Annotated in this window: 20 protein-coding genes; 5 read left to right on the forward strand and 15 right to left on the reverse strand. The window is 65.4% G+C overall.

Translation table 11 applies throughout. The features are described 5' to 3' along the window. Positions 1-47 precede the first annotated feature (47 nt). The 4 genes from benC to L0966_RS08175 form a co-directional block, all read right to left on the reverse strand. Positions 48-1,079 (reverse strand): benzoate 1,2-dioxygenase electron transfer component BenC, encoded by a 1,032-nt coding sequence (gene benC / locus L0966_RS08160; RefSeq protein ID WP_234051399.1) that lies wholly within the window; start codon positions 1,077-1,079, stop codon positions 48-50. Positions 1,080-1,110: 31 nt separating this feature from the next. Further along, a complete protein-coding gene (benB, locus tag L0966_RS08165; protein ID WP_234051400.1) occupies positions 1,111-1,599 on the reverse strand; it encodes a benzoate 1,2-dioxygenase small subunit in 489 nt (162 codons plus the stop codon). 8 nt (positions 1,600-1,607) lie between these two features. Further along, complete coding sequence (locus L0966_RS08170) at positions 1,608-2,954, reverse strand: Rieske 2Fe-2S domain-containing protein (protein ID WP_234051401.1); 1,347 nt, start codon at positions 2,952-2,954, stop codon at positions 1,608-1,610. A gap of 122 nt (positions 2,955-3,076) precedes the next feature. Then, positions 3,077-4,261 (reverse strand): muconate/chloromuconate family cycloisomerase, encoded by a 1,185-nt coding sequence (locus L0966_RS08175; protein WP_234051402.1) that lies wholly within the window; start codon positions 4,259-4,261, stop codon positions 3,077-3,079. Between the two features lie 164 nt (positions 4,262-4,425). Here L0966_RS08175 and L0966_RS08180 point away from each other — a divergent pair, with 164 nt between their 5' ends. Beyond that, a complete protein-coding gene (locus L0966_RS08180) occupies positions 4,426-5,364 on the forward strand; it encodes a LysR family transcriptional regulator (RefSeq protein WP_234051404.1) in 939 nt (312 codons plus the stop codon). A gap of 141 nt (positions 5,365-5,505) precedes the next feature. On the opposite strand, the gene benD is transcribed toward L0966_RS08180, so the two are convergent. From benD to L0966_RS08195, 3 genes are all read right to left on the reverse strand, one after another. After that, complete coding sequence (gene benD / locus L0966_RS08185; protein WP_234051405.1) at positions 5,506-6,309, reverse strand: benzoate diol dehydrogenase BenD; 804 nt, start codon at positions 6,307-6,309, stop codon at positions 5,506-5,508. A gap of 90 nt (positions 6,310-6,399) precedes the next feature. Next, entirely contained in the window at positions 6,400-7,752 is a 1,353-nt protein-coding gene (locus L0966_RS08190) for an MFS transporter (protein ID WP_234051406.1), read from the reverse strand. A 467-nt stretch (positions 7,753-8,219) separates the two neighbouring features. Beyond that, positions 8,220-8,981: an IclR family transcriptional regulator C-terminal domain-containing protein gene (locus L0966_RS08195; protein WP_234051407.1), complete on the reverse strand. Its 762-nt coding sequence runs from the start codon at positions 8,979-8,981 to the stop codon at positions 8,220-8,222. Positions 8,982-9,124: 143 nt separating this feature from the next. Between L0966_RS08195 and L0966_RS08200 the strand changes: the two genes are divergently transcribed. The 3 genes from L0966_RS08200 to pcaF all read left to right on the forward strand — a co-directional run bounded on the left by L0966_RS08200 (position 9,125) and on the right by pcaF (position 11,817). After that, positions 9,125-9,847, forward strand: coding sequence for a 3-oxoacid CoA-transferase subunit A (locus tag L0966_RS08200; protein ID WP_234051408.1), 723 nt, complete (start codon positions 9,125-9,127; stop codon positions 9,845-9,847). Beyond that, on the forward strand, positions 9,844-10,527 hold the full coding sequence (locus tag L0966_RS08205; protein ID WP_234051409.1) for a 3-oxoacid CoA-transferase subunit B: 684 nt from the start codon (positions 9,844-9,846) through the stop codon (positions 10,525-10,527). Before L0966_RS08200 ends, L0966_RS08205 begins: the two co-directional genes overlap by 4 nt. 87 nt (positions 10,528-10,614) lie before the next feature. After that, on the forward strand, positions 10,615-11,817 hold the full coding sequence (gene pcaF, locus L0966_RS08210) for a 3-oxoadipyl-CoA thiolase (protein ID WP_234051410.1): 1,203 nt from the start codon (positions 10,615-10,617) through the stop codon (positions 11,815-11,817). Positions 11,818-12,049: 232 nt separating this feature from the next. On the opposite strand, the gene L0966_RS08215 is transcribed toward pcaF, so the two are convergent. Beyond that, positions 12,050-12,325, reverse strand: a complete 276-nt coding sequence (locus L0966_RS08215; RefSeq protein WP_234051411.1) for a hypothetical protein — start codon at positions 12,323-12,325, stop codon at positions 12,050-12,052. Positions 12,326-12,653: 328 nt separating this feature from the next. Further along, positions 12,654-13,403 (reverse strand): sulfite exporter TauE/SafE family protein, encoded by a 750-nt coding sequence (locus tag L0966_RS08220; RefSeq protein WP_234051412.1) that lies wholly within the window; start codon positions 13,401-13,403, stop codon positions 12,654-12,656. A 97-nt stretch (positions 13,404-13,500) separates the two neighbouring features. On the opposite strand from L0966_RS08220, the gene L0966_RS08225 reads away from it, so the two are divergent. Continuing rightward, positions 13,501-14,391 (forward strand): LysR family transcriptional regulator, encoded by an 891-nt coding sequence (locus L0966_RS08225; RefSeq protein ID WP_234051413.1) that lies wholly within the window; start codon positions 13,501-13,503, stop codon positions 14,389-14,391. 726 nt (positions 14,392-15,117) lie between these two features. Here the strand turns inward: L0966_RS08225 and L0966_RS08230 are convergent. From L0966_RS08230 to L0966_RS08250, 6 genes are all read right to left on the reverse strand, one after another. Continuing rightward, positions 15,118-15,708: a hypothetical protein gene (locus L0966_RS08230; protein ID WP_234051414.1), complete on the reverse strand. Its 591-nt coding sequence runs from the start codon at positions 15,706-15,708 to the stop codon at positions 15,118-15,120. Further along, entirely contained in the window at positions 15,695-16,363 is a 669-nt protein-coding gene (locus tag L0966_RS08235) for a hypothetical protein (protein ID WP_234051415.1), read from the reverse strand. Before L0966_RS08235 ends, L0966_RS08230 begins: the two co-directional genes overlap by 14 nt. Before the next feature lie 113 nt (positions 16,364-16,476). Then, positions 16,477-16,611, reverse strand: coding sequence for a hypothetical protein (locus L0966_RS22225; RefSeq protein WP_255684191.1), 135 nt, complete (start codon positions 16,609-16,611; stop codon positions 16,477-16,479). Further along, a complete protein-coding gene (locus L0966_RS08240; protein WP_234051416.1) occupies positions 16,608-16,841 on the reverse strand; it encodes an HD domain-containing protein in 234 nt (77 codons plus the stop codon). The genes L0966_RS22225 and L0966_RS08240 overlap by 4 nt, the downstream gene beginning before the upstream one ends. A gap of 1,132 nt (positions 16,842-17,973) precedes the next feature. Then, the gene (locus tag L0966_RS08245; protein ID WP_234051417.1) at positions 17,974-19,605 is read right to left on the reverse strand and encodes a multicopper oxidase family protein; all 1,632 of its coding nucleotides are present in this window, start codon (positions 19,603-19,605) and stop codon (positions 17,974-17,976) included. 78 nt (positions 19,606-19,683) lie between these two features. Further along, a complete protein-coding gene (locus L0966_RS08250; RefSeq protein ID WP_234051418.1) occupies positions 19,684-20,070 on the reverse strand; it encodes a hypothetical protein in 387 nt (128 codons plus the stop codon). Positions 20,071-20,079: the final 9 nt, after the last annotated feature.

Consider the following 20,079-nt stretch of genomic DNA (forward strand, 5'->3'; position numbering starts at 1 on the left):
TTTGCATTTTTGTATTTTGAGGTTCTTACCGCCGTAGATCTTGCGCGCTATGCACTTTCCTTCAACGGCACATTCGGCGTGAATTTTTCATAGTAAAAGCTGTTCGGCTCGACGCCGTTGGCATCGAAATATTGCCGCACCGCATCCACCATGGGCGGGGGGCCGCACAGATAGACGTCGGGGTGGGCCGTGCGGAGCATGTCTTCCGGCATGTATTGCGTCACCCAGCCCTTGCGCGGATGTTGCGAGGCCTCGTCCGCCACCACCGTAGTGAAGCTGAAGTTCGCCAGCCGCGCGGTATAAGCCTCCACGGCGTCCACGAGGACGAGATCAATATCACGCGTCACGCCGTAGATGAGGTGGATCTTCTGCTGAGAGCCGCCGCGGGCGAGCACCTCGAGCATCGACAAAAAAGGCGCAAGACCGGTACCGCCGGCGAGCATGAGAAGCGGCCGCTGCACCTCTCGCAGATAAAAGCTCCCGAACGGTCCGGTCAGGTTCAGCTTGTCGCCGGGCTTTGCTTCGGCCAGCCAGCCGCTCATCACCCCGCCTGGGATCATTCTGATCAGAAAGGAGATCTGCTGGTCGCCGGGGGCCGAGGAGAAGGAATAGGAGCGGCTGCGGCCCGTACCAGGAACGTCGATATTGACATATTGGCCCGGCAGAAAGGCCAGCGCAGGCGCGCCGGGGGCAAGGTCCAGATCGAGCACGATGGCGGAGTCATTATGACGGGTCACCTGGGCGACCGTGGTTGAGAAGGTCTCCTGCCCGGTCTTGCAGACGAGCGAGCTCACGGGGACGTTGATGACGCAGTCGCTCGAGGGGGTCATCTGGCAGGTCAGCACCAGCCCCTCTGCGGCCTCGTCCTCGGTCAGCGCGTCCTCGATATAATCGGTGCCGAGATCGTAAGTGCCGCTTTCCGCGCGGCACTTGCAGGTGCCGCAGACGCCGTCGGAGCAGTCCATCGGCAGATTGATCTTGGCACGGAAGGCCGCGTCGAGCACCTTTTCACCGGCTTTACAGTCGATAAAACGGGTCACCCCGTCTTCGAAATTCAGTGCGATCCTGTAGCTGGACATGGAACACTCCCTAGCTCCGCAGCGACACCCATCACACGTGATAGATGTCGATAACCTGACGGATGTAGTCGTTCTTGAGGACGATCTTTTTGTTTGAAATGAGCAGTTGGCCGGCGACGTCACGCAAGGTCACGAATGCAGTACCGAAGAACTGGTCAGTGACCTTGTACCGGTGGCTCAGGGTGAGGAAATTGTAGCGAAAATCCGCCTCCTCGCTCCGCGTCGCGAGCAGTTCGACGTTACTGACGTAATGACTCGTGCGCGGCTCCGGCATGGAGGCGCTGGAGCGCTCGGTCTTGATGCGGAAGACCCGATCCTCAAGGCCGTCGCGGTTGGGATAGTAGATCAGGGAGATCTGCGATTGCGGATCTTCCGTGAGCTTGTCATCGTCGTCCCACGCCGGCATCCAATAGGTGACGTCCGGCGCATAGCAGGCGAGCCATTCATCCCAGGCGCGATCATCCAGCAGCCGGGCTTCGCGATAGAAAAGGGCCTGAGCGGCTTCGGAGGAGATGCTCATCGGTCTGCTCAGTTCTTCTCTGCGGAGAGCGCGTCGCGCATCACCTTGGCCCAGTATTCGTGCTGACGAACGAACAGTCCTTCGTCCTCGCTGCGCTCGCCGGACAGCAGCGGATGAAGGCCCATGCGCTTGGCATTGTCGTCGGGCCCCTCGATCCACAAAGGCGCGCCACGGGACAGATCGTTCCAGGGGGCGGCGATGCCGGCATAGCCTGCCTGGCAGGCGCGGAATTCTTCAAGGTCATCGGCCGTGCCCATGCCGGACACATTGAAGAAATCCTCGTATTGGCGAATGCGGGTGGCCCGGTCCTGCGCGCTTTCGCCCTTGGGAGCGAAGCAGAAAATGCTGATCTCGGTCTTGTCGACGCTGATGGGGCGGGTCACGCGGATCTGCGTGCTGAACTGGTCCATCAGGAAGACATTGGGATAGATGCACAGATTGCGGGTCTGGTTGACGATGAAGTCCGCTTTGTCCGCGCCGACGCGGGCGGCGATCTCGTCGCGATGTCCATAAACAGGGCGGACCTCGGGATTCATGGTGTTGGTCCACAAAAGGATGTGGCCATTCTCGAACCCGTAGACGCCGGCGACGGAACGGCTCCAGCCATTGGCGTCGACCGCCTTGGTACCCTCTTCCTTGCGGCGTCCCATGGTGGCCGCATAGTTCCAGTGAACGGAGCTGACGTGATAACCGTCGCAGCCGTTCTCCATCTGCAGCTTCCAATTGCCGTCATAGATGTAGGACGAGTTGCCGCGCACCACTTCGAGCCCATTCGGAGCCTGGCTGACGATGTGGTCGATGATGGTCTTCGTCTCGCCGAGATGATCCTCAATCGAGGAGACATCCTCCTTCAGGCTGGCGAACAGGAAGCCACGATAGTTCACAAAGCGTGGCACGCGCTTGAGATCGTGAGATCCGTTCTGACCGAACTGGGGCGGATATTGGGTGGTCTTCTCGTCCTTCACCTTGAGCAGCTTGCCGGTGTTGGAGAAGCTCCAGCCGTGGAAGGGGCAGGTGAACGTGCTCTTGCTGCCGTGCTTGCGCCGGCACAGCATGGCGCCGCGATGGGAACAGGCATTGATGAGCGCGTGGAGCTCTCCGGTCTTGTCACGGGTGACGACCACCGGCTGGCGGCCGATATAGGTGGTGTAATAATCGCCCTTCTCGGGGATCTGGCTTTCGTGAGCAACGTAGACCCAATTGCTCTCGAAGATGTGCTTCATCTCCAGCTCGAAGAGTTCTTCGTTGGTGAAGATGTCGCGGCGGCAGCGGAAGACACCGGCCTCCTTGTCGTCCTGCACGGCGTTTGCCAGCAGATCGTCGAGATCGGCGGGTTTTTCAGCAATGGCGGACATGGCTTTCCCTCCCTAGATGGAGCGCTTCAACCGGTGGCGGGATGGGGGACCTGCAGCGCAAGCCCCTCAGAGTTTCGCCCGCATCTGGTGTGCGCGGCTCGTTGGCCTTCTTGTTCTGATCGTCAAAGAGCAACGCTGGTGGCGTTGCGGATCTTGTCGCGGCTAAAGAATGCCACGCGGTCGTCATCAAGCTCGATGCCGAGCCCCGGCCCACGCGGAACCGTCAGCTCGAAGTCGCTATAGTCGAGCGGCTGGGCGAGGATTTCCTCGGTCAGGAGCAGGGGGCCGAACAGTTCGGTGCCCCATTGCAGATTGGCGAAAGTGGAGAAGAGCTGGGCCGAAGCGATGGTGCCCACCGCGCCTTCCAGCATCGTTCCGCCATAAAGGCCGATGCCCGCTGCATCGGCGATGGCCGCCACACGCTGCGCATTGAACAACCCGCCGCTCTGCTCGATCTTGACGGCAAATACATCCGCGCCGGCGGTCTTGGCGATTTCGAATGCCGTCTCCGGCCCGTGCAGGGACTCGTCCGCCATCAGCGCCACCGGAAAGCGCCGCACCAGCCGCCCCAGGGCCGAGGCGGAGGCGACCGGCTGTTCAACCAGCTCGCAACCGGCATCAGCCAACGCCGCCATGCCGTAAGCCGCCTGGGCTTCGCTCCAGGCCATGTTGACGTCGACGCGCACCGCACCGCGGCTGCCCAAAGCGCGCTTGATGGCCGCTACATGGGCCACGTCGGCGCTGGGCGTGCGCGCACCGATCTTTAGTTTGAAGATCTTGTGCCGGCGGAGCCCCAGCATCTTTTCCGCCTCCGCGATATCCTTGCCGGTATCGCCGGATGCAAGGGTCCAGGCCACGGGGAGGCGATTGCGGAGCCGACCGCCCAGCAGCTCGCTGATCGGCAGGCCGAGCCGCTTGCCGTGGGCGTCGAGCAGGGCGGTTTCCACCGCGCATTTCGCGAAGCGGTTTTCCTTGATCATCTTTCCGATGCGCGCCGTGAGCGCGCGCACCGCGGTGGCATCCTGCCCCACCATCAGGGGTGCGAAATAGGTGTCGATGGCAAGCTTCATGCCTTCGGGGCTCTCGCCGCCATAGGCCAGCCCGCCGATCGTGGTCCCCTCGCCGATGCCGACGATCCCGTCGCTGCAGTGAATCTTCACCAGCATCAGGGTCTGGCCGTTCATGGTCGCGACCGACAACTTGTGCGGCCGGATGGTCGGCAGGTCGACGAGCATGGTCTCCACCCGCTCAACCACGGGGCCGAGGGGAGAAGCTGTGGAGATGACGTGTGCAAAGGTGGCGCTCATGGGAACACCTTGCGACGGGGACCGGCCGGACGTCCAAAACCTTTTACGTTTCCAATTATGCGTATAAGGTATGAAAGACGAAAAAATAGCGATATTCTGTGCCTTGCCGCGACGCAACATACCAAAATCGATGGAAACTTTTATACCACGGGAGGGCTGCGGCCATGGATCTTCGCCAGCTTCGCTACTTCACTGCCGTCGCTCGCGAGCGCAGCTTCACGCGCGCGGCTCAGCTGCTGAACATCGCCCAACCGCCTTTGAGCCGACAGATCCAGTCGTTGGAGGAAGAGCTGGGCGTGGCCCTTCTCATCCGCAACAGCCGGCCCGTACGCCTGACAGAAGCCGGCCGCTTGTTCTACGAGCAGTCGCTGCAGGTTCTCGGGCGCGTCGAGCAAATGCGAGCGGCGACGCGACGCGTGGGGCTAAACCAGAACAGTGTGCTGTCCATCGGCTTCGTGGCCTCCACCCTTTACGGCGGACTGCCGTCGCTGGTGCGCAAGCTGCGCCAGCGGGCGCCGGAGACTGAGATCCAGGTGCTGGAAATGGCCTCCGTGCAGCAGATTCCGGCGCTGAAGGAAGGGCGCATCGACATCGGCTTCGGCCGCATGCATCACGCTGACGCGAGTGTCGTGGGTATTGTTCTGCGGGAAGAGCGCCTGGTGGTGGCGATCCCCAAGGGCACCCCCCTCGCGCAGGAACACGGCCCCCTGCCGGTCGGCGCCCTGACGGGTGAGCGGGTCATCGTTTATCCCAAGGAGCCGCGGCCGGGATACGCGGACCATGTGCTCAACCTGCTGCATGGCCATGGCGCCCGGCCGGCGGAGGTGCAGGAGGTTCGTGAACTCCAGACCGCTTTGGGGCTGGTCGCCGCGGAGGCGGGCCTGTGCATCATTCCCTCATCCGCACAACAGATGCGGTCGGATGTGCATTACCGGCTGCTGGAAGGCGAGCGGACGAACTCGCCGGTGATCCTGTATCACAGGGTCGGTGACAACTCGGTCCAGATCAATCTCGTCAAGGATCTGATCCAGGAGATGTATGCGGAGAACCCGCCGTGGCTCAGTGGCGAGCACAATCTCGCCACGCGCCCGTCTTTCACCTGAGCCACTCTTTCTAGGCTCGCGCTCGCGCTCGCGCCCCCTGCCCTCCCGCGCAAGCGAGAGAGGAAGCTGCTGGGGAAGAGGGCTGAGGTCGCGGCCGATGTGACGGGCTTGGCCTCGCCCCTTCATTGAGATCGACCAGATCTAGCCCTGATCGCCGCCGCCGACCGGCAGGACGGTTCCGGTGATGTAGGACGCCTCCTCGGAGGCGAGGAACAGGATTGCCGCAGCGATCTCGCGCAATTCGCCGTATCGCTTGAGATGGGTGGAGTCGAGGGTCTGGTCGACAACTTCTTGCATCCAGCTCTTGTCCTGTTCGGACAAGGGATCGGTTCCACGGGGAACACGGCGCGGCGGGGCGCTGACGCCGCCGGGAGCAACCGCGTTCACGCGGATGCCCGTGCCCGCAAGCTCGAAGGCGAGGGAAACCGTGAGCGCGTTCACGCCCCCCTTGGCGGCGGAATAAGGCAGCCGGTTGATGCCCCTGGTGGCGACCGACGACACGTTCACGATGGTGCCGTGGCCCTGTTCCAGCATATGGGGCAAAGCGGTGCGGCAGCCCCACAGGGTGGGGAACAAGGAGCGGCTGATTTCCGCGGTGATCTGGCGCTCGTCAAACTCCTGGAACGGCTTCATCCAGATCGCGCCGCCCACATTCGTCACCAGAACATCGATCTTGCCGAACGCCGCCTTGGCGCGCGCCATGACGGACGCGTTGCCGGCATAGGTTTCGAGATCCTCCACCATGGCGACGGCGCGGCCGGCCCCATGGGCGGCGTTAATGGCGCTCGCCACCTCGTCGACGATGGGCGAGCGGTCGACCAGCAGCAGGCTGGCGCCGTCCTCCGCGGCGTCGAGCGCCACCTGCTTGCCCACGCCCTGTGCCGCGCCGGTGACGACCAAGCTCTTGCCCTCGAAGCGCCGGGGGCGGCTGCTCTGATCTGACACGCGTATCTCCCTTCCTGTGCTGTCTCGTTGAGTTCGTCGCCGACGGATCGGGCGCGTTTTCCGGCCCGATCCGCTTCGCTCGACAAGCCGCTAGTGGGTGACCACGGGCACGGCGGCTTCGTCGCTGTCGGAGCGGCGCACCTTCAAGGTGGCGAGCGCGGCCACGGCGAGGGGGATAGCCAGGGCGATGAAGTATCCCGACGGCCCGGCACCGGACAGCAGCTGCCCGCCAATGGCCGACCCCACAATGGCGCCCGAACGGCCGATGCCGATGCCCCAGCCCGTGGCGGTGGCGCGCAGCTGGGTGGGATATGCGTTGGCAATCAGATAGTTGAGCACCAGCTGCTGGCCGCCGATGCCAAATCCGGCCACGGCGATCAGGGTGAACACCACCGGCCAGCGATCTCCCGCCAGCCCGAGGCCGATGGCCACGGCGATGCCGACCATGAACATGACCATGAGCAGCTTGCGCGGATCAACCTTGGGCAGCAGCGAGGACAGGGGCAGGGCCATGAGGATGAAGGCGGCGTTGACCACCACCGTGCCATAGGCGGCGTGGGCCTTTTCCAGGCCCAGGGTCGTCAGCGCCGTGGGCAGCCACTGGAGCAGGAGGAACCAGGCGATCCAATTGAAGAGATAGATGGCCGAGATCGCCAGGGTAACGCCACGATAGCGCGCCTCGAACAGGCCGGCGATGGAGCCGCCGTGCTCCACATCAGCGGGGCTCACCAGCTGCACGTCGCGGGCAATGGCCTGGCCGGTCATCTGCTCCAGCAGGCGCCGGGCCTGGTCCTGTCCGCGCATGTCCTTGCGGGAAACGAGGTAAGCGGGAGATTCCGGCAGGAGGAAATAGATGACCACCATGAGTGCGAGGGGCACGGCGCCGCCGAGCAGGAAGATGCCGCGCCAGCCCAGGAGCGGCAGCCAGCTCGCCGCGATCAGCCCGCCCAGCATGGCGCCCGCGGGCAGGCCCAACAGCACGCCGGTGAGCATGAGGCCCCGCTTCGAAGCGGTGCTGTACTCACCCGCCAATGCCAGCACCGAGGGCGTCGCGCCGCCCATGCCGAGGCCGATGAGGAAGCGCAGCACGATGATCTGCGTGGGTGAGGTGGCATACGCGCCGGCAAGCGAGAACAGGCCGAACAGGAACACCGCGATCAGGATCGCCTTGCGGCGGCCGAACCGGTCGCCGAAGCTTCCCAGCCCCATGGCGCCGATGGCCATGCCGATGATGCTGGCGGTGATGACCCAAGTCATGTCCGCCGGGGTCATGTGAAAGTCCTGGGCGATCGCCGGGCCGATGAAGGCGATGGACTGGGTATCGAAGCCGTCGAGCAGGGCGATGACGAAGCACAGGCCGACGACTGCCCACCGGCGGCCTGTCATGGATCCCGCATCGATGATCTGCTTCACATCCCGCGTCAGCGGAAGACTGTTTGGCATCGGGGCATTTCCTCAGAGGTTTCTTGGTTCTTGAAAGCTATTGGCGGCGCTTCACCACGCGCGCCGGGGGGCTGCTTAAGTCTCTGCGTCGCCCCCTCGCGGCTGCTGCGGGAGGGGCGGGCACGGAACATGCCCGCTTGCCATGCCCTTCGCGGAAGAGGCGCGGGGGCGGTGGCGCGCGGGATCGGCCATGGAACTGGCCGTGGAATTGGCCCGACAAAAGACCGGCATGACCCTTTCCGACGCTGGCTGAAGTGATCCAGGAAGGAGCGCTTGTGATGCCGGTGAAAAGGCAACAGCTCCCAGCTTCAGGCTATACCGGCCCTCTCGCCTGATCTAAGATCAACTCGGTATAATTTGATACCGGACGAGTATATTGCGCTGAAGTCTCGTCTTGTCGCACTCGTCTTAGCGCACACGCAGCGGTGGAAATTGTGCATCGCAATAGAAATATTGCATAGCGGCGACTAGCGCAGGATTTTCCTGATCTCTCCCTGAACGCAGCGCAAGGCGGGGAGATATTTCGTGACCAGGGTTTCGGCCTCCCCGCCGACTACCGGCAGCCCCAGATTGAGCGCCGCGACCGTGACGCCCCGCGCATTGAGCAGGGGCACAGCGATGGAGCGCAGCCCCAATTCCACCTCCTGGTCGATCACCACATAGCCCTCCTCGCGGGCCAGCCGGAGCCGGGCCATGATGGTCTGCGGATCGGTCAGAGTGTGGGGGGTGCGAGCCACCAGCGGGCGCAGGGACAGGCGCCGCAGCGCTTCGGCTTCCGGCAGCGCCGCCAGCAGCACCCGGCCCATGGACGTGCAATAGGCCGGCAGGCGCGAGCCCGGCATGAGGGCGATGGACATCACCTTGCGCTGGGCCGCCCGCGCCACATAGACGATCTCGTCCTCGTCCAGGATGGAGACGGAGGTGCTCTCCTCCAGCTCAGCGGAGAGTAGATCGAGCCAGGGCTGCACCACCTGCGGCAGGGGCATGGCGGCAAGGCAGGCGGTGCCCAGCCGCAGCACGCGGGGGGTGAGGGTGAAGAATTTGCCGTCATAGTCCGCATAGCCCAGATGGGCGAGGGTCAGCAGGCAGCGCCGCGCCGTCGCCCGGTCGAGCCCGCTCGCCTCCGCCACCTCGGTGATGGACTGGCGCGGGCGCTCGGCCGTGAAGGTCTCGATCACCGCCAGCCCCTTGGCGAGGCCGCCCATGGTGTCCCGTTGGCTGATGCTCATTGCGCTGCCCTTCGGCCTGTCTGTTATGTGCGATATGTCAACAAATAATCTATATCGCACAAATCCCGTTGCCGTCGAGCGGGGCGGTTCCTATTCATCGGGGCATCCGAAACGAACGCCGAAATGGCGCAACAGGGACACCCATGGACAAGACGATCGCCACACTCGCCGAGGCGGTGGCCGGTATCGGGGACGGTGCCACGGTCATGATCGGCGGCTTCGGCGGCTCCGGCGCGCCGATCGAGCTCATCCACGCCCTGATCGACCGCTTCGTGAAGACGGGCAGCCCGCGCGGCCTCACGGTGGTCAACAACAATGCCGGCAATGGTCATGTGGGGCTCGCCGCCATGATCGAAGTGGGCATGGTGACGAAGCTCATCTGCTCGTTTCCGCGCTCGGCGGACCCGAGGGTCTTCACCGAGAAGTATCTGGCGGGCGAGATCGAGCTGGAGCTGGTGCCCCAGGGCACGCTGGCTGAGCGCATCCGCGCCGGCGGCGCCGGCATCCCGGCCTTCTATACCCCCACCTCCTACGGCACCGAGCTCGCGCGGGGAAAGCCGGTGGAGGAGTTCGAGGGGCGGCCTTATGTGCAGGAACGCTGGCTGAAGGCGGATTTCGCCTTGGTGAAAGGCCAGCTCGGCGATCCCCGCGGCAACCTCACCTACAGCAAGGCCGCGCGCAACTTTAACCCGCTGATGTGCATGGCGGCGCGCCAGACCATCGCCCAGGTCTCGCGCATCGTGCCCGCCGGCGACATCGACCCCGAAAACGTGGTCACGCCGGGCATCTTCGTCGACCAGTTGGTCGAGGTGCCGAACCCGCAGCAGGAGGAACTGCTGAACCGCGCCGGAGCAACCTATCCATGACCGCCAGCGACGACATCAAGCTTTCCAACGCGCAGATCGCCTGGCGCGCGGCACAGGACATCACCGACGGCGCCTATGTCAATCTGGGCATCGGCTTTCCCGAGATGGTGGCGCGCTATCAGCCGGCAGGCCGCGAGGTGATCTACCATACCGAAAACGGCATTCTCGATTTCGGCCAGGCTCCGCCCGCGGGGCAGGAGGACTGGGACCTTATCAATGCCGGCAAGAAGGCGGTGACGCTGAAGCCGGGGGCCTCCTTCTTCCACCATGCCGACAGCTTCGCCATGGTGCGCGGCGGCCATCTCGACGTGGCCATTCTCGGCGCCTATCAGGTGGCGCAGAATGGCGATCTCGCCAATTGGAGCGTGGGCGCCAAGGGCGTGCCGGCCGTGGGCGGTGCCATGGATCTGGTCCATGGGGCGAAACGGGTGGCTGTCATCACCGAGCACGTCACCAAGAGCGGCGAGCCGAAGCTCGTGGAGCGCTGCACCCTGCCGCTCACGGGCGTCGGCTGCGTGACGCGGGTCTATTCCAGCCTCGCCGTCATCGACATCGAGAACGGGCGTTTCGTGCTGCGCGAGAAGCTGCCTTCCCTCACGCTGGAGAAGCTGCAGTCCCTCACCGGTGCCCAGCTCGTCACCACCGGCCCGGTGGGCGACCTGATCGTGCCTGAACTCTAGGGCGGGCCTCGTTTCATCGAAACGGCACACGGCCCGCGATCCTTGCTTTAACGCATTTCTCTTGCGGAAATGCTTTGGGAGTCCGCAATGAACGACGTCTTCATCTGCGATTACATCCGCACGCCCATCGGCCGCTTTGGCGGCGCCCTTGCGTCCGTCCGCGCCGACGATCTCGGCGCCGTTCCGCTGAAGGCCCTCATGGCCCGCAATCCGGGAATGGATTTCGGCGCGGTGGATGATGTGATCTTCGGCTGCGCTAACCAGGCGGGCGAGGACAATCGCAACGTGGCCCGTATGTCGCTGCTTCTGGCCGGCCTGCCCCTGGGCGTGTCGGGCACCACCATTAACCGACTGTGCGGCTCTGGCATGGATGCCATCATCACCGCCGCCCGCGCCATCAAGGCGGGCGAGGCAAAGCTGATGATCGCCGGCGGCGTGGAATCCATGTCGCGCGCACCGTTCGTCCTGCCCAAGGCCGAAACCGGCTTTTCCCGCCACGCCGAGATTCACGACACCACCATTGGCTGGCGCTTCGTCAATCCGCTGATGAAGGCGCAATACGGCGTGGATTCCATGCCCGAGACCGGAGAGAACGTGGCTGAGGATTTCGCCATCAGCCGCGCCGACCAGGATGCCTTCGCCCTGCGCTCGCAGGCCAAAGCATCCGCCGCGCAGCAGGATGGCCGCCTTGCCCGGGAGATCGTCCCCGTCACCATTCCGCAGCGCAAGGGAGAGCCCGTGGTGGTGGACCGCGACGAGCATCCCCGCGCCACCACACTGGAGGCCTTGGCAAAGCTGCCCACCCCCTTCCGCAAGGGCGGATCGGTGACGGCGGGCAATGCCTCTGGCGTGAATGACGGGGCGGCCGCGCTCATCCTCGCAGATGAAGCCACGGCGGCGCGGCATGGCCTCACGCCCATCGCCCGCGTGCTAGGCGGGGCGGCGGCCGGCGTGCCGCCGCGCATTATGGGCATCGGTCCGGCGCCAGCCTCGAAGAAGCTGATGGCGCGCCTGGGCCTCACGGCGGCGGATTTCGACGTGATCGAGCTGAACGAGGCCTTCGCCTCGCAGGGGCTCGCCACCCTGCGCGATCTCGGGATCGCGGACGATGATCCGCGCGTCAACCCGAACGGCGGCGCCATTGCCCTGGGTCATCCCCTGGGCATGTCGGGCGCCCGCATCACCGGCACGGCGGCGTTGCAGCTCGCCCTCACCGGCGGCAAGCGCTCCTTGAGCACCATGTGCATCGGCGTGGGCCAGGGCATCGCGGTGGCCCTGGAGCGGGTCTGAGGCGTCTCCTCGCGCCCTTGGGTGAAACACCTCCGGTGTACCAGAGGCCACGTTGTGTGAGCTCTGCGGCTCTCTTCCGCTGGTCGAGCCGAGCGTGTTCTTCGGCTTCGGCCGGCGGGATGTTCTCGCCAGGCCTGCGGCCCATGGATGCGCTCGGCCTTGTCGAGCTCATCGATCCCCCAGGAGGGCGTTGTCGTCGCTGCCGCCGATGGCGGCGCTCAGGATTCATCGATCAGAGTCGGAATGCGATGGCTGCGGCGATGCAGATGGCCGACAAGACGGTGTGGGCGCATCGGTTATAGCGTGTAGCGATACGGCCCCAGTCTTTCAGCTCAGCGACCAGGTTCTCGATCCCGTGGCGTTGGTGACAGAAACTGCGGTCATTGCGATAGGGACGCCTGCGGCTTCCCGATGGGGGAATGCGCGTCGTGAGGGCCTTGTCGGCGATGAGAACCTTGGCCGGTGGCAGGGCTTTGAACAGGATGCGCGCGCCCTTGCGGTCGCTCATCAGGCGTTCGGTTAAAAAGCGCGACGACGGGCTGGCCCTTCTCCGCGCAGACCATGTGCAGCCCGGAGTTCAGTCCACCCATTGTGGGCCCGCTGCCCCGGCTTCAGGCCGACGCCGATGGAACGCAATTAACAGTTTCTGCTATATTTCAAATGGCCTCCCGGACGCCCCTGAACGCCCGCGGGATACAGTTCCAGGTTGCTCGCCGCCACCGATGCCACATTTGCCGATTTGGCGAATGATTTGCCGCCAATGGCCGCCGTTCGCCCGCTAAGGTCCCCTTTCCGATGCGCGCTGAACTGTCTTTGTTCGCGAATGCTGAGGGCGGTCATAGCAGCGACCTCGCTGCCATTTCGCATCCGAGCAGCAGCAGGCAGGCCAGAAACCCACGACGAAAGGCCAAGGGGCTGATCCGGTTGCGAGCGCGCTGCCCCACCCACATGCCTGCCAGCGCAGGGACCACGGATAGGGCTGACAGCGCGAGATGCTCGCTCTGAAAGGCTCGATGCGCGCCAAGACCAACCGCCATCGCAATCGTCGACACCGTGAAAGACAGGCCAAGCGCCTGCACCAGATCATCCTTCGCGAGCCCAAGCGCCTGCAGATAGGGCACGGCCGGAATGACGAATACGCCCGTTCCTCCCGTCACTGCGCCAGTAACCCCGCCGATGAGCGGCGACAGCCAGATTTCAGCGTGGCGGGAAACACTGAACTGTCCAGCGAATAGCGTATAGGCGGCATAGACAATGAGGGCGACGCCGAGCAACGTCGTCGTCACTTCAGCATCGCCGCTGGCGATCCAACTCGATCCGAGCAGGGTTCCCGCGACGATCGCCAGCATCATCGGCCACAGTCGCCGCAATTGCGAGGCGAAGCTCGGTCCGGCCGCGAGTTGCCACACATTGGTGACGAAGGACGGGACGATCAGCAGGGTTGCGGCCGCCAATGGGGAGATGAAGGCGCCGAGCACGCCCATCGCGACGGTCGGAAGGCCCATTCCGGTGACGCCCTTGACGAGCCCTGCGGCGAAGAAGGTCGCCAGGACGGCGGCGAGTGTTGCTATCGGAAGATCAAACATTCCAGAGGGCTACCGCATCGGGCGCTATCGACAATGCGGATCTCGCGATAGCAGACTTCGGATATGCCGAAGGCTGAAGATCGACTATTCTGCCCTCATGCGCTTCGACCTCACCGATCTTCGCCTGTTTCTTGCCGTTGCGGATGCTGGCAGCATCACGCGCGGCGCGGTCGATGCCGGGATGTCGTTGCCAGCTGCCAGCGAGAGGCTTCGGGATATGGAAGCGGTGGGCGAAGTGCTGCTGCTCCATCGAGGCCGCCGTGGCGTCGAGCTGACTGAGGCCGGTGAGGCCCTCGCTCATCATGCGCGCACGATCTTGCGCCAAATGGCGCAGATGCGCGGCGAACTCGGACGTTACGCCAAGGGGCTGCGCGCCAATATCAGCATCCTCGCCAATACGGCGGCCGTCTCCGAGTTCCTGCCGGAGCGGCTTGCTCCATGGATGATGGTCAATCCCCAGATCGACATCGAACTGAAGGAGCGGCAGAGTTTCGAGATTGCGCGAAGTATTGCCTCAGGCTTTGCTGAGATCGGCATTCTGTCGAATGCAGCTGGGACCGAGGGGCTGATCTTGCGCCCGTTTGCCATCGACCGGCTCGGCGTCGTGTTTACGGCCAATCACGTTCTCGCGGGAAAGCGACGGCTTCGCTTTGCCGATGTGCTTGATTATCATTTCATCGGCCTGATGGATGGTGCCCTGCAGAAACATATCGAGATGCAGGCGGCGAGGCTGGGCGCCAGGATCAAGCTGCGTGTGGCGCTCCGCAGTTTCGAAGGCATTTGCCGTATGGCCGGCGAGGGCGTCGGTATCGGCATCGTGCCGGAAAAGGCGGCGCGGCATTGGAAGCGATCGGCGCGGATAGGTTTCGCGCGGCTTTCTGACGACTGGGCAACCCGCCAGCTTTCGGCCTGTGTGCGCAACGAGGCGGACTTGACCCCCGCGGCGCTCAGCCTGTTCGACCACCTGACCTCGAGCCCTTACCTCTGAGGCGACCTGACACGCTCCCCGTCAGGCAATCCCGTCCTGGTCCATTGCGTGCCAAGCGGCGACGCGCGCCATGACCCTACTCATCAGCTGCGCCCAGCTCGCCCCGTTCGCCGCCCTATGGAAACCGATGCGCCGGCCCATAGATCAGGCATGGCAGGAAAGGCTCCGACTGCCGATTATACTGAGATATTGTGGCGCTTGTTCTCGTCAGGCGGCGCATCGCCACGCGCGAGGACCGAGGTGGCCACTCATTATTCCCCGCCGTCTGCCCCGAGACCGCCGTCGCTTTCCGGCTCTGACGCATGAACCTTGAGCCTAGGGTGTGGGCTGCGCGGTGGCGAAGAGGAACTTGGGAATGCCTGCTGTAAGCCTTTCACGGCATTGGTCATACGGGCTTGGAACGCAGACCGAAACGATCATACAGAAAGGCTCTGCTGGCGAATTGGAACTCGAGGCCGCGATCGGCCTGCTGAATGCTCGTGGGCTCCGTTTCCGGCTCCGCCGCGCCAGCGACGTGGCTCGGGAGCACCAGCCGGTGGACAACCGGCGCGCTCGGGAAAGGACCCGTAGCAGAGGGATAAAGTGAATCTCCCGGTCGCTCACGCCCAGCCGCGTTCCGATGATCTCATCCTTCTCCACCCTGAAGTCGGGCAGGACCTGCGCCAGTCCACCACGGCCAGGGCGGCCGTGCTCCTGCGGGCGAAAAGGCGTCCGATGCTGTCGGCCTCAACGGAGCTCCACTGCGGATCGCCATCGCCCAATTCCCATGCGAGCGATGCCATCGACGCAGAACAGGATTGGATCGCCACCGGCCTGGTCTTCGAGGGCCGCGAGGGTCACCACCGCATCGCGCACCAGATTGCGGATCACCAGCACTTTCGCGCCGTCGCGGGCGGTCGCGAGGGCCCTTTCGGCGATCTCCCCGGGCTGTCCGATGGTGCTGGATGGCACGACCTCCACCCGCTTCGATCGGCTTTGCCCGATGGCCAGCCGCATCACCGGGTCGCCCGCGCCACCCTGCGACAGGGCTGGGTGAGGCATGGCGATCACGTCGTTGAGCGCAGGAAGCGGAGTGTGGCGCGTTCCCGGCGCGAGCAGGCGGGCGCGCGCCACCGTGCCGAGGGTTGCCGACAAAAGCAGCGCCTGACCGCCAGCGGCAACATGCTGCTCCAGCAGCCGTTCGAGCAGTGCGCTCATATAAGCGTCGGAAGTATGGACTTCGTCCACCGCCAGCAGCGAGCGGGAGAGGCAGAAGCTGCGCATCTGGGCGTGCTTCACCCGCACGATGCCCAGCAGGGCCGGGTCAATGGTGCCCAACGCCACTGGCGCGGTGAGAAAGCGCTTCGGCCTCTCGGCGGCCCAGCGGGGGCGCTTTGTGTCCTCGTCGGGGTCGTCCGTCCATTGGGCGCCGAAGTCCGGCGGCGGGCGCAGCGGGTCTCACCGGCAGCGACATCACCGGGCAGAGCGCGCACCACGTCCAGCTGCCCTTCCCCAGCAGGCGGTCGCATGCGGCTTGAATGCGGGCATGCTTGGCACTCGCAGCGCCGCGCGTCGGCAGGGCGAAATAAAGCCCGTCCACCATGCTGTCGGCAAACAGGTGGGCGAAGCGCCGGAACGCCGCCTCGATCTTGCCGGAGCCGGTTTCGGCCTCCAGGCCCACGATCGGCCCCGCCAGCTCTGCGACCGCCAGTTGGAGGGGCGAGGGTGGATAGGGGCCGATGGCGGAAAAATCGAATACAGCAGGCAGAAGATGCCGCATTTTCCTGGGGTCGAGGCCGAGCCGCTCCACCAGATCACGGGCGCGCACCCGCGACAGGTCGAGACGCGACGGTGCTCCCGCCTCGGAAAAAGGGAAGGCATCCGGGGCGCTATCGGAGCCCAGCCGGTCAGCGAGCTGCAGCAGCCCCAGGAAAGCGTGCCAGAACGGCGCCGGTTTCAGGAGGTTGGGAAGCAGGGGGGCCTCCCGGCTCAAACGCCGCGGGCCATCCGTGCCGCGCGGTATCGATCAGCGTTCACACGGCCGTGATTGGATCGCGCTCCAGCGTCGGAGCCCAAAACGGCCCGAATGGCGCGCGGGCCTGGAAATCAGGGGGGCTCGCCATGGTGGCCGAGGATGATCGCCAGCAAATGCACGCCATTGGCAGCCCGGGGCTCGGCGGCATCCAGGCCGGTTTGCTGGCGGCGGGAGCGATCGGCCGCCACGTAGATGGCCTCGGTCACATGGCCCCGTCACCGCGCTGAAGGCGGTGGTTGGCCTTGCCGAAATCATGAAGGAAAGCGAGGGCGCAAAGCCGCGCGGTCCGGACCGGCAGCACGTCCGCCACGCCGGCAAGAGCAGCCAGCCGGCGCTGGATCAGGCGCAGCATCAAAAGCGCCACCGCCGCCACGTCGGCGCAATGATCCGCCAGCGGGTCCCATGCCTGGAACGGCGCGCGAAGGGGGAGATCCATGGTCCGTCACGGGGTCCAAGTTGACGCATGGGGACGAGCCAAGATCGATTGCAACCAGAGTGAGAAGGCAACTGGAATGCTCGTACATGCCGAATGCGCTGGACCTTGCCTGTATTCGCATCCTTGATCGCAAGGCTAACGAGCAGCCCTTCACCCTTCCCGATCCCTATGCCGCTTTGCTGCGGGACGAGGTGGCGAGCCTTCCGTGCGCTGCGTCCGCGCCAACGCCATGCGTGGCACGCTTTTCTGTGCCAGCTTGGTGCGCTGGCCTGCCTCAAGGCGGATTTGGAAGAGCCCCCGCCGGACGCCGAAAGCTGGCGCGCTTTGCTGCGCGGCCTGACGCCGGACTTTCCGGGTGATGAGCCCTGGCATCTCGTCGGTCCGCCGGACCAGCCGGCGCTGCTCCAGGCCCCGGTCCCCTCGGGCCGGCACGACGACAAGCAAGCCGGCGGCCTTGGTCTCGAAGCCCTCGGCACCCCACCGCGACGACTGGCGGACCTTGACGGGGCTCTGGCTTCTGTGTGGCAGGGCAGTCCGCCACATTTCATCTTCTTGATAGTGCTTTAAAATCAATATGTTATATCCAAAGAACTCCCCCGCCCATGCGGGGATGGACCGTGCATGATACAGCCGAAGGACACCACCGACGCGGCTCCCCCGCCTGCGCGGGGATGGAGCGTTCCGCGTTCGCTACGCTGACTTTCCGGACACCGCTCATCCCGACAAGGCGCCGAAGACCACCTTGAAGGCGGAGGTCGACCAGGAGGCCTGGGAAAGCCTGCGCCGCACCCGCTCGCGCCCCTTCCCGCAGCACGGGAGCGGCCGGGGGGCGCTGAAGGTTATTCAACCCTCTCAGTGATCAGGTGATGAAGGTGCGCGCGGTCTAACGCCCTTTCGAGCAACGTGGGTACCGGCGCGGGTCGGGAAAGCGCGCTCGCTTCATGCCAGCGGCGCCGGCCCCTGCCCTGCCACACAAGCCTTTGGCCGGCTTTCGGCGGCCGGGGAAAACGGGCGGCCGCGGCGCCGGAGGACCGGCCCCGCTTCGAAGGCGCCCGCGCGTGGCGGGCATGCCCCTGGCGGCACGGGACGGAGGCGCACGGCCCCGCCCCACCCGGCGTGCAGACGCAGCGGCTCAGGCCACCCGCACCATCGTCATCATGCCACCGGCCATATGGTAGAGGTGGTGGCAATGCAGGAACCATTCGCCCTTCGGGCCAGCATCGAAGGCGATGGTCACCGGCACACGTGGCGGCACGATCACCGTGTCGCGCACAGGCCCGGAAAAGCGCCGGCCACCAAGGCCCACCACCTGGAAATGATGGCCGTGAATGTGCATGGGGTGGCTCATCATGGTCGGATTCATGAAGGTCATCTCCACCCGCTCGCCCTGGCGGACATCAAACGGCACATCCTCGCCATGGACGCGGCCATTGATGGTCCAGCGATAGCCCGGCTCCTCGCCCAGCATCACGGGAAAGGCGCGGTCCGCCGGCCGGACGGCCAGGGGCCGGGCCGCGGCCAGGGTGCTCTCGAAGGAGAGATCGAGCAGGCCCTGGGCCTGCTCTGCCGCTTCCGCCACACGCGGGATGGTGGCGCCGGCAGTGGCCAGGATGAGGCCGGTGCGCGCGGTGGCGCCCTCCACCTGGGCCAGCACCGGAAAGGCGCCTCCTTCCTTGGGAATGTCCACCACCAAGTCTATGCGCTGGCCCTGCGCCAGGGGGAAGGCCGGCGCCCGCACCGGCACGCAAGGGGAACCATCCACCGCCACGCAGCGGGGCTCTAGCCCCGGCACGGTGATGAAGAAGGCGGTGGCGGTGCCGCCATTGATGATGCGCAAGCGCACCGCGGCGCCCTTCTCAACCCGGACGACTTCCGGATCGGCCAAAGTGCGCCGGTTGGCGAGGTAGGCGTCGTAGGCGACATCATTGGCATGCGCCATTCCGGCCATTCCCGCGCCGCCCATCGCGGTTCCGCCCATCATGCCGGCGCCCATCCCGTGGCCGGCGCCCATTCCGTAACCGGCGCCAATGGGCGGAGTGGGCATGCTCGCGGGGCCCATCCCCGCCTGACCCATGCCCCCGTGACCCATGCCTCCGTGACCCATGGCCCCGTGACCCACGCCGTCATGGCCCATGCCTTGCTGCCCCATGCCTTGCTGCCCCATGCCGGGGGCGCCCATTGCCTGCGACGGCATAACGCCGGCGCCATGGGCGCCGTGGCCGCCCGCCGCACCGAGCTCGGCCAAAATCTCCTGCGGGCTGCGGAAGGCGAAGTCGTGGAGCATCACCACCACGTCCTGCGCCTCGCCCGCATCCGCCTCGCGGGTGATGAGGGGGGCGGCGAGCAGCTGCTGCTCGGTCATGGAATGGGAGTGCATCCAGTGGGTGCCGGGGGTGAGCGGATAGTCCACCGCATCGGTGCCACCGGGGGCGAGGGGCGTGCCATCCGGCCGGGCTCGGTCCTGCTCCGGCGGCGCGAAGATCTGCCCGTGCCAATGCATCTGCAGGGGCGTGCCCGAGGCGTTGACGAGTGATCCGGAGAGGCGGTCGCCCTCCTTCGCGAAGATGCCCTCGCCGGAGGGGCCGCGCACCACGAACACCTTGGCCGCCTTGCCCTGCACCTCGATGGTCGTGCTCTCGGCGGTGAGCAGCGGGGGCACCTGGGCGCGCAGCGGCCCGGCCAGCGCCAGGGCGCCAAGGGCGCCGCCGCCGATGAGAAGCTGGCGGCGGTTCAGAGCGAGGGGGGCACGCGGATCGATGGACATGGAAGCGGTCTCCGGCAGGGCCCTGAAGGCGCCCGCAAAGGGAGGGATGGGCTTAGAAGCTGGCCTCGATACTTGGCCTCAGTACTTGGCTTGGGCCGTGGAGCCGTCGGGCGCGGTGATCTGCACCACCCCCTTCACCCCATGGGGCACGGGCTCGGCCGCCGTGCCCGACAGGCGGCCGTCACCGGCGGGGGTGAGGGCAAAGCGCTGCGTCTTGCCGTTCACCAGCAGGATGGCGTTGGCCTTGTAGCCCTCGGCGGAAATGGGCTTGTCCGCCCCATTGGAGAGGAAGACCGAGACGGCGGGGCTGCCGTCGGCCACCAGCTCGGCATGGAGATGGCCCGCATCCACCCGCACGCCGCCATGGGCGCCCGCGCCCGGCTCATGGGCAAAGGCCGGAGGAGCGACAAGCGGAGCGGCGAAAAGCGCGACGGCGACGAAAACGGGGAGGATGTGGCGGGTCATGGAAGGCTC

Source organism: Xanthobacter sp. NM-59 (genome assembly GCF_021401125.1).
Classification (GTDB): domain Bacteria; phylum Pseudomonadota; class Alphaproteobacteria; order Rhizobiales; family Xanthobacteraceae; genus Xanthobacter.

Bases quoted from the DNA above. Each gene is read 5' to 3' on its own strand.
- benC (WP_234051399.1), bottom strand. From the start codon at position 1,079: ATGTCCAGCTACAGGATCGCACTGAATTTCGAAGACGGGGTGACCCGT.
- benB (WP_234051400.1), bottom strand. From the start codon at position 1,599: ATGAGCATCTCCTCCGAAGCCGCTCAGGCCCTTTTCTATCGCGAAGCC.
- L0966_RS08170 (WP_234051401.1), bottom strand. From the start codon at position 2,954: ATGTCCGCCATTGCTGAAAAACCCGCCGATCTCGACGATCTGCTGGCA.
- L0966_RS08175 (WP_234051402.1), bottom strand. From the start codon at position 4,261: ATGAGCGCCACCTTTGCACACGTCATCTCCACAGCTTCTCCCCTCGGC.
- L0966_RS08180 (WP_234051404.1), top strand. From the start codon at position 4,426: ATGGATCTTCGCCAGCTTCGCTACTTCACTGCCGTCGCTCGCGAGCGC.
- L0966_RS08190 (WP_234051406.1), bottom strand. From the start codon at position 7,752: ATGCCAAACAGTCTTCCGCTGACGCGGGATGTGAAGCAGATCATCGAT.
- L0966_RS08195 (WP_234051407.1), bottom strand. From the start codon at position 8,981: ATGAGCATCAGCCAACGGGACACCATGGGCGGCCTCGCCAAGGGGCTG.
- L0966_RS08200 (WP_234051408.1), top strand. From the start codon at position 9,125: ATGGACAAGACGATCGCCACACTCGCCGAGGCGGTGGCCGGTATCGGG.
- L0966_RS08205 (WP_234051409.1), top strand. From the start codon at position 9,844: ATGACCGCCAGCGACGACATCAAGCTTTCCAACGCGCAGATCGCCTGG.
- pcaF (WP_234051410.1), top strand. From the start codon at position 10,615: ATGAACGACGTCTTCATCTGCGATTACATCCGCACGCCCATCGGCCGC.
- L0966_RS08215 (WP_234051411.1), bottom strand. From the start codon at position 12,325: ATGAGCGACCGCAAGGGCGCGCGCATCCTGTTCAAAGCCCTGCCACCG.
- L0966_RS08220 (WP_234051412.1), bottom strand. From the start codon at position 13,403: ATGTTTGATCTTCCGATAGCAACACTCGCCGCCGTCCTGGCGACCTTC.
- L0966_RS08225 (WP_234051413.1), top strand. From the start codon at position 13,501: ATGCGCTTCGACCTCACCGATCTTCGCCTGTTTCTTGCCGTTGCGGAT.
- L0966_RS08240 (WP_234051416.1), bottom strand. From the start codon at position 16,841: ATGGATCTCCCCCTTCGCGCGCCGTTCCAGGCATGGGACCCGCTGGCG.
- L0966_RS08245 (WP_234051417.1), bottom strand. From the start codon at position 19,605: ATGTCCATCGATCCGCGTGCCCCCCTCGCTCTGAACCGCCGCCAGCTT.
- L0966_RS08250 (WP_234051418.1), bottom strand. From the start codon at position 20,070: ATGACCCGCCACATCCTCCCCGTTTTCGTCGCCGTCGCGCTTTTCGCC.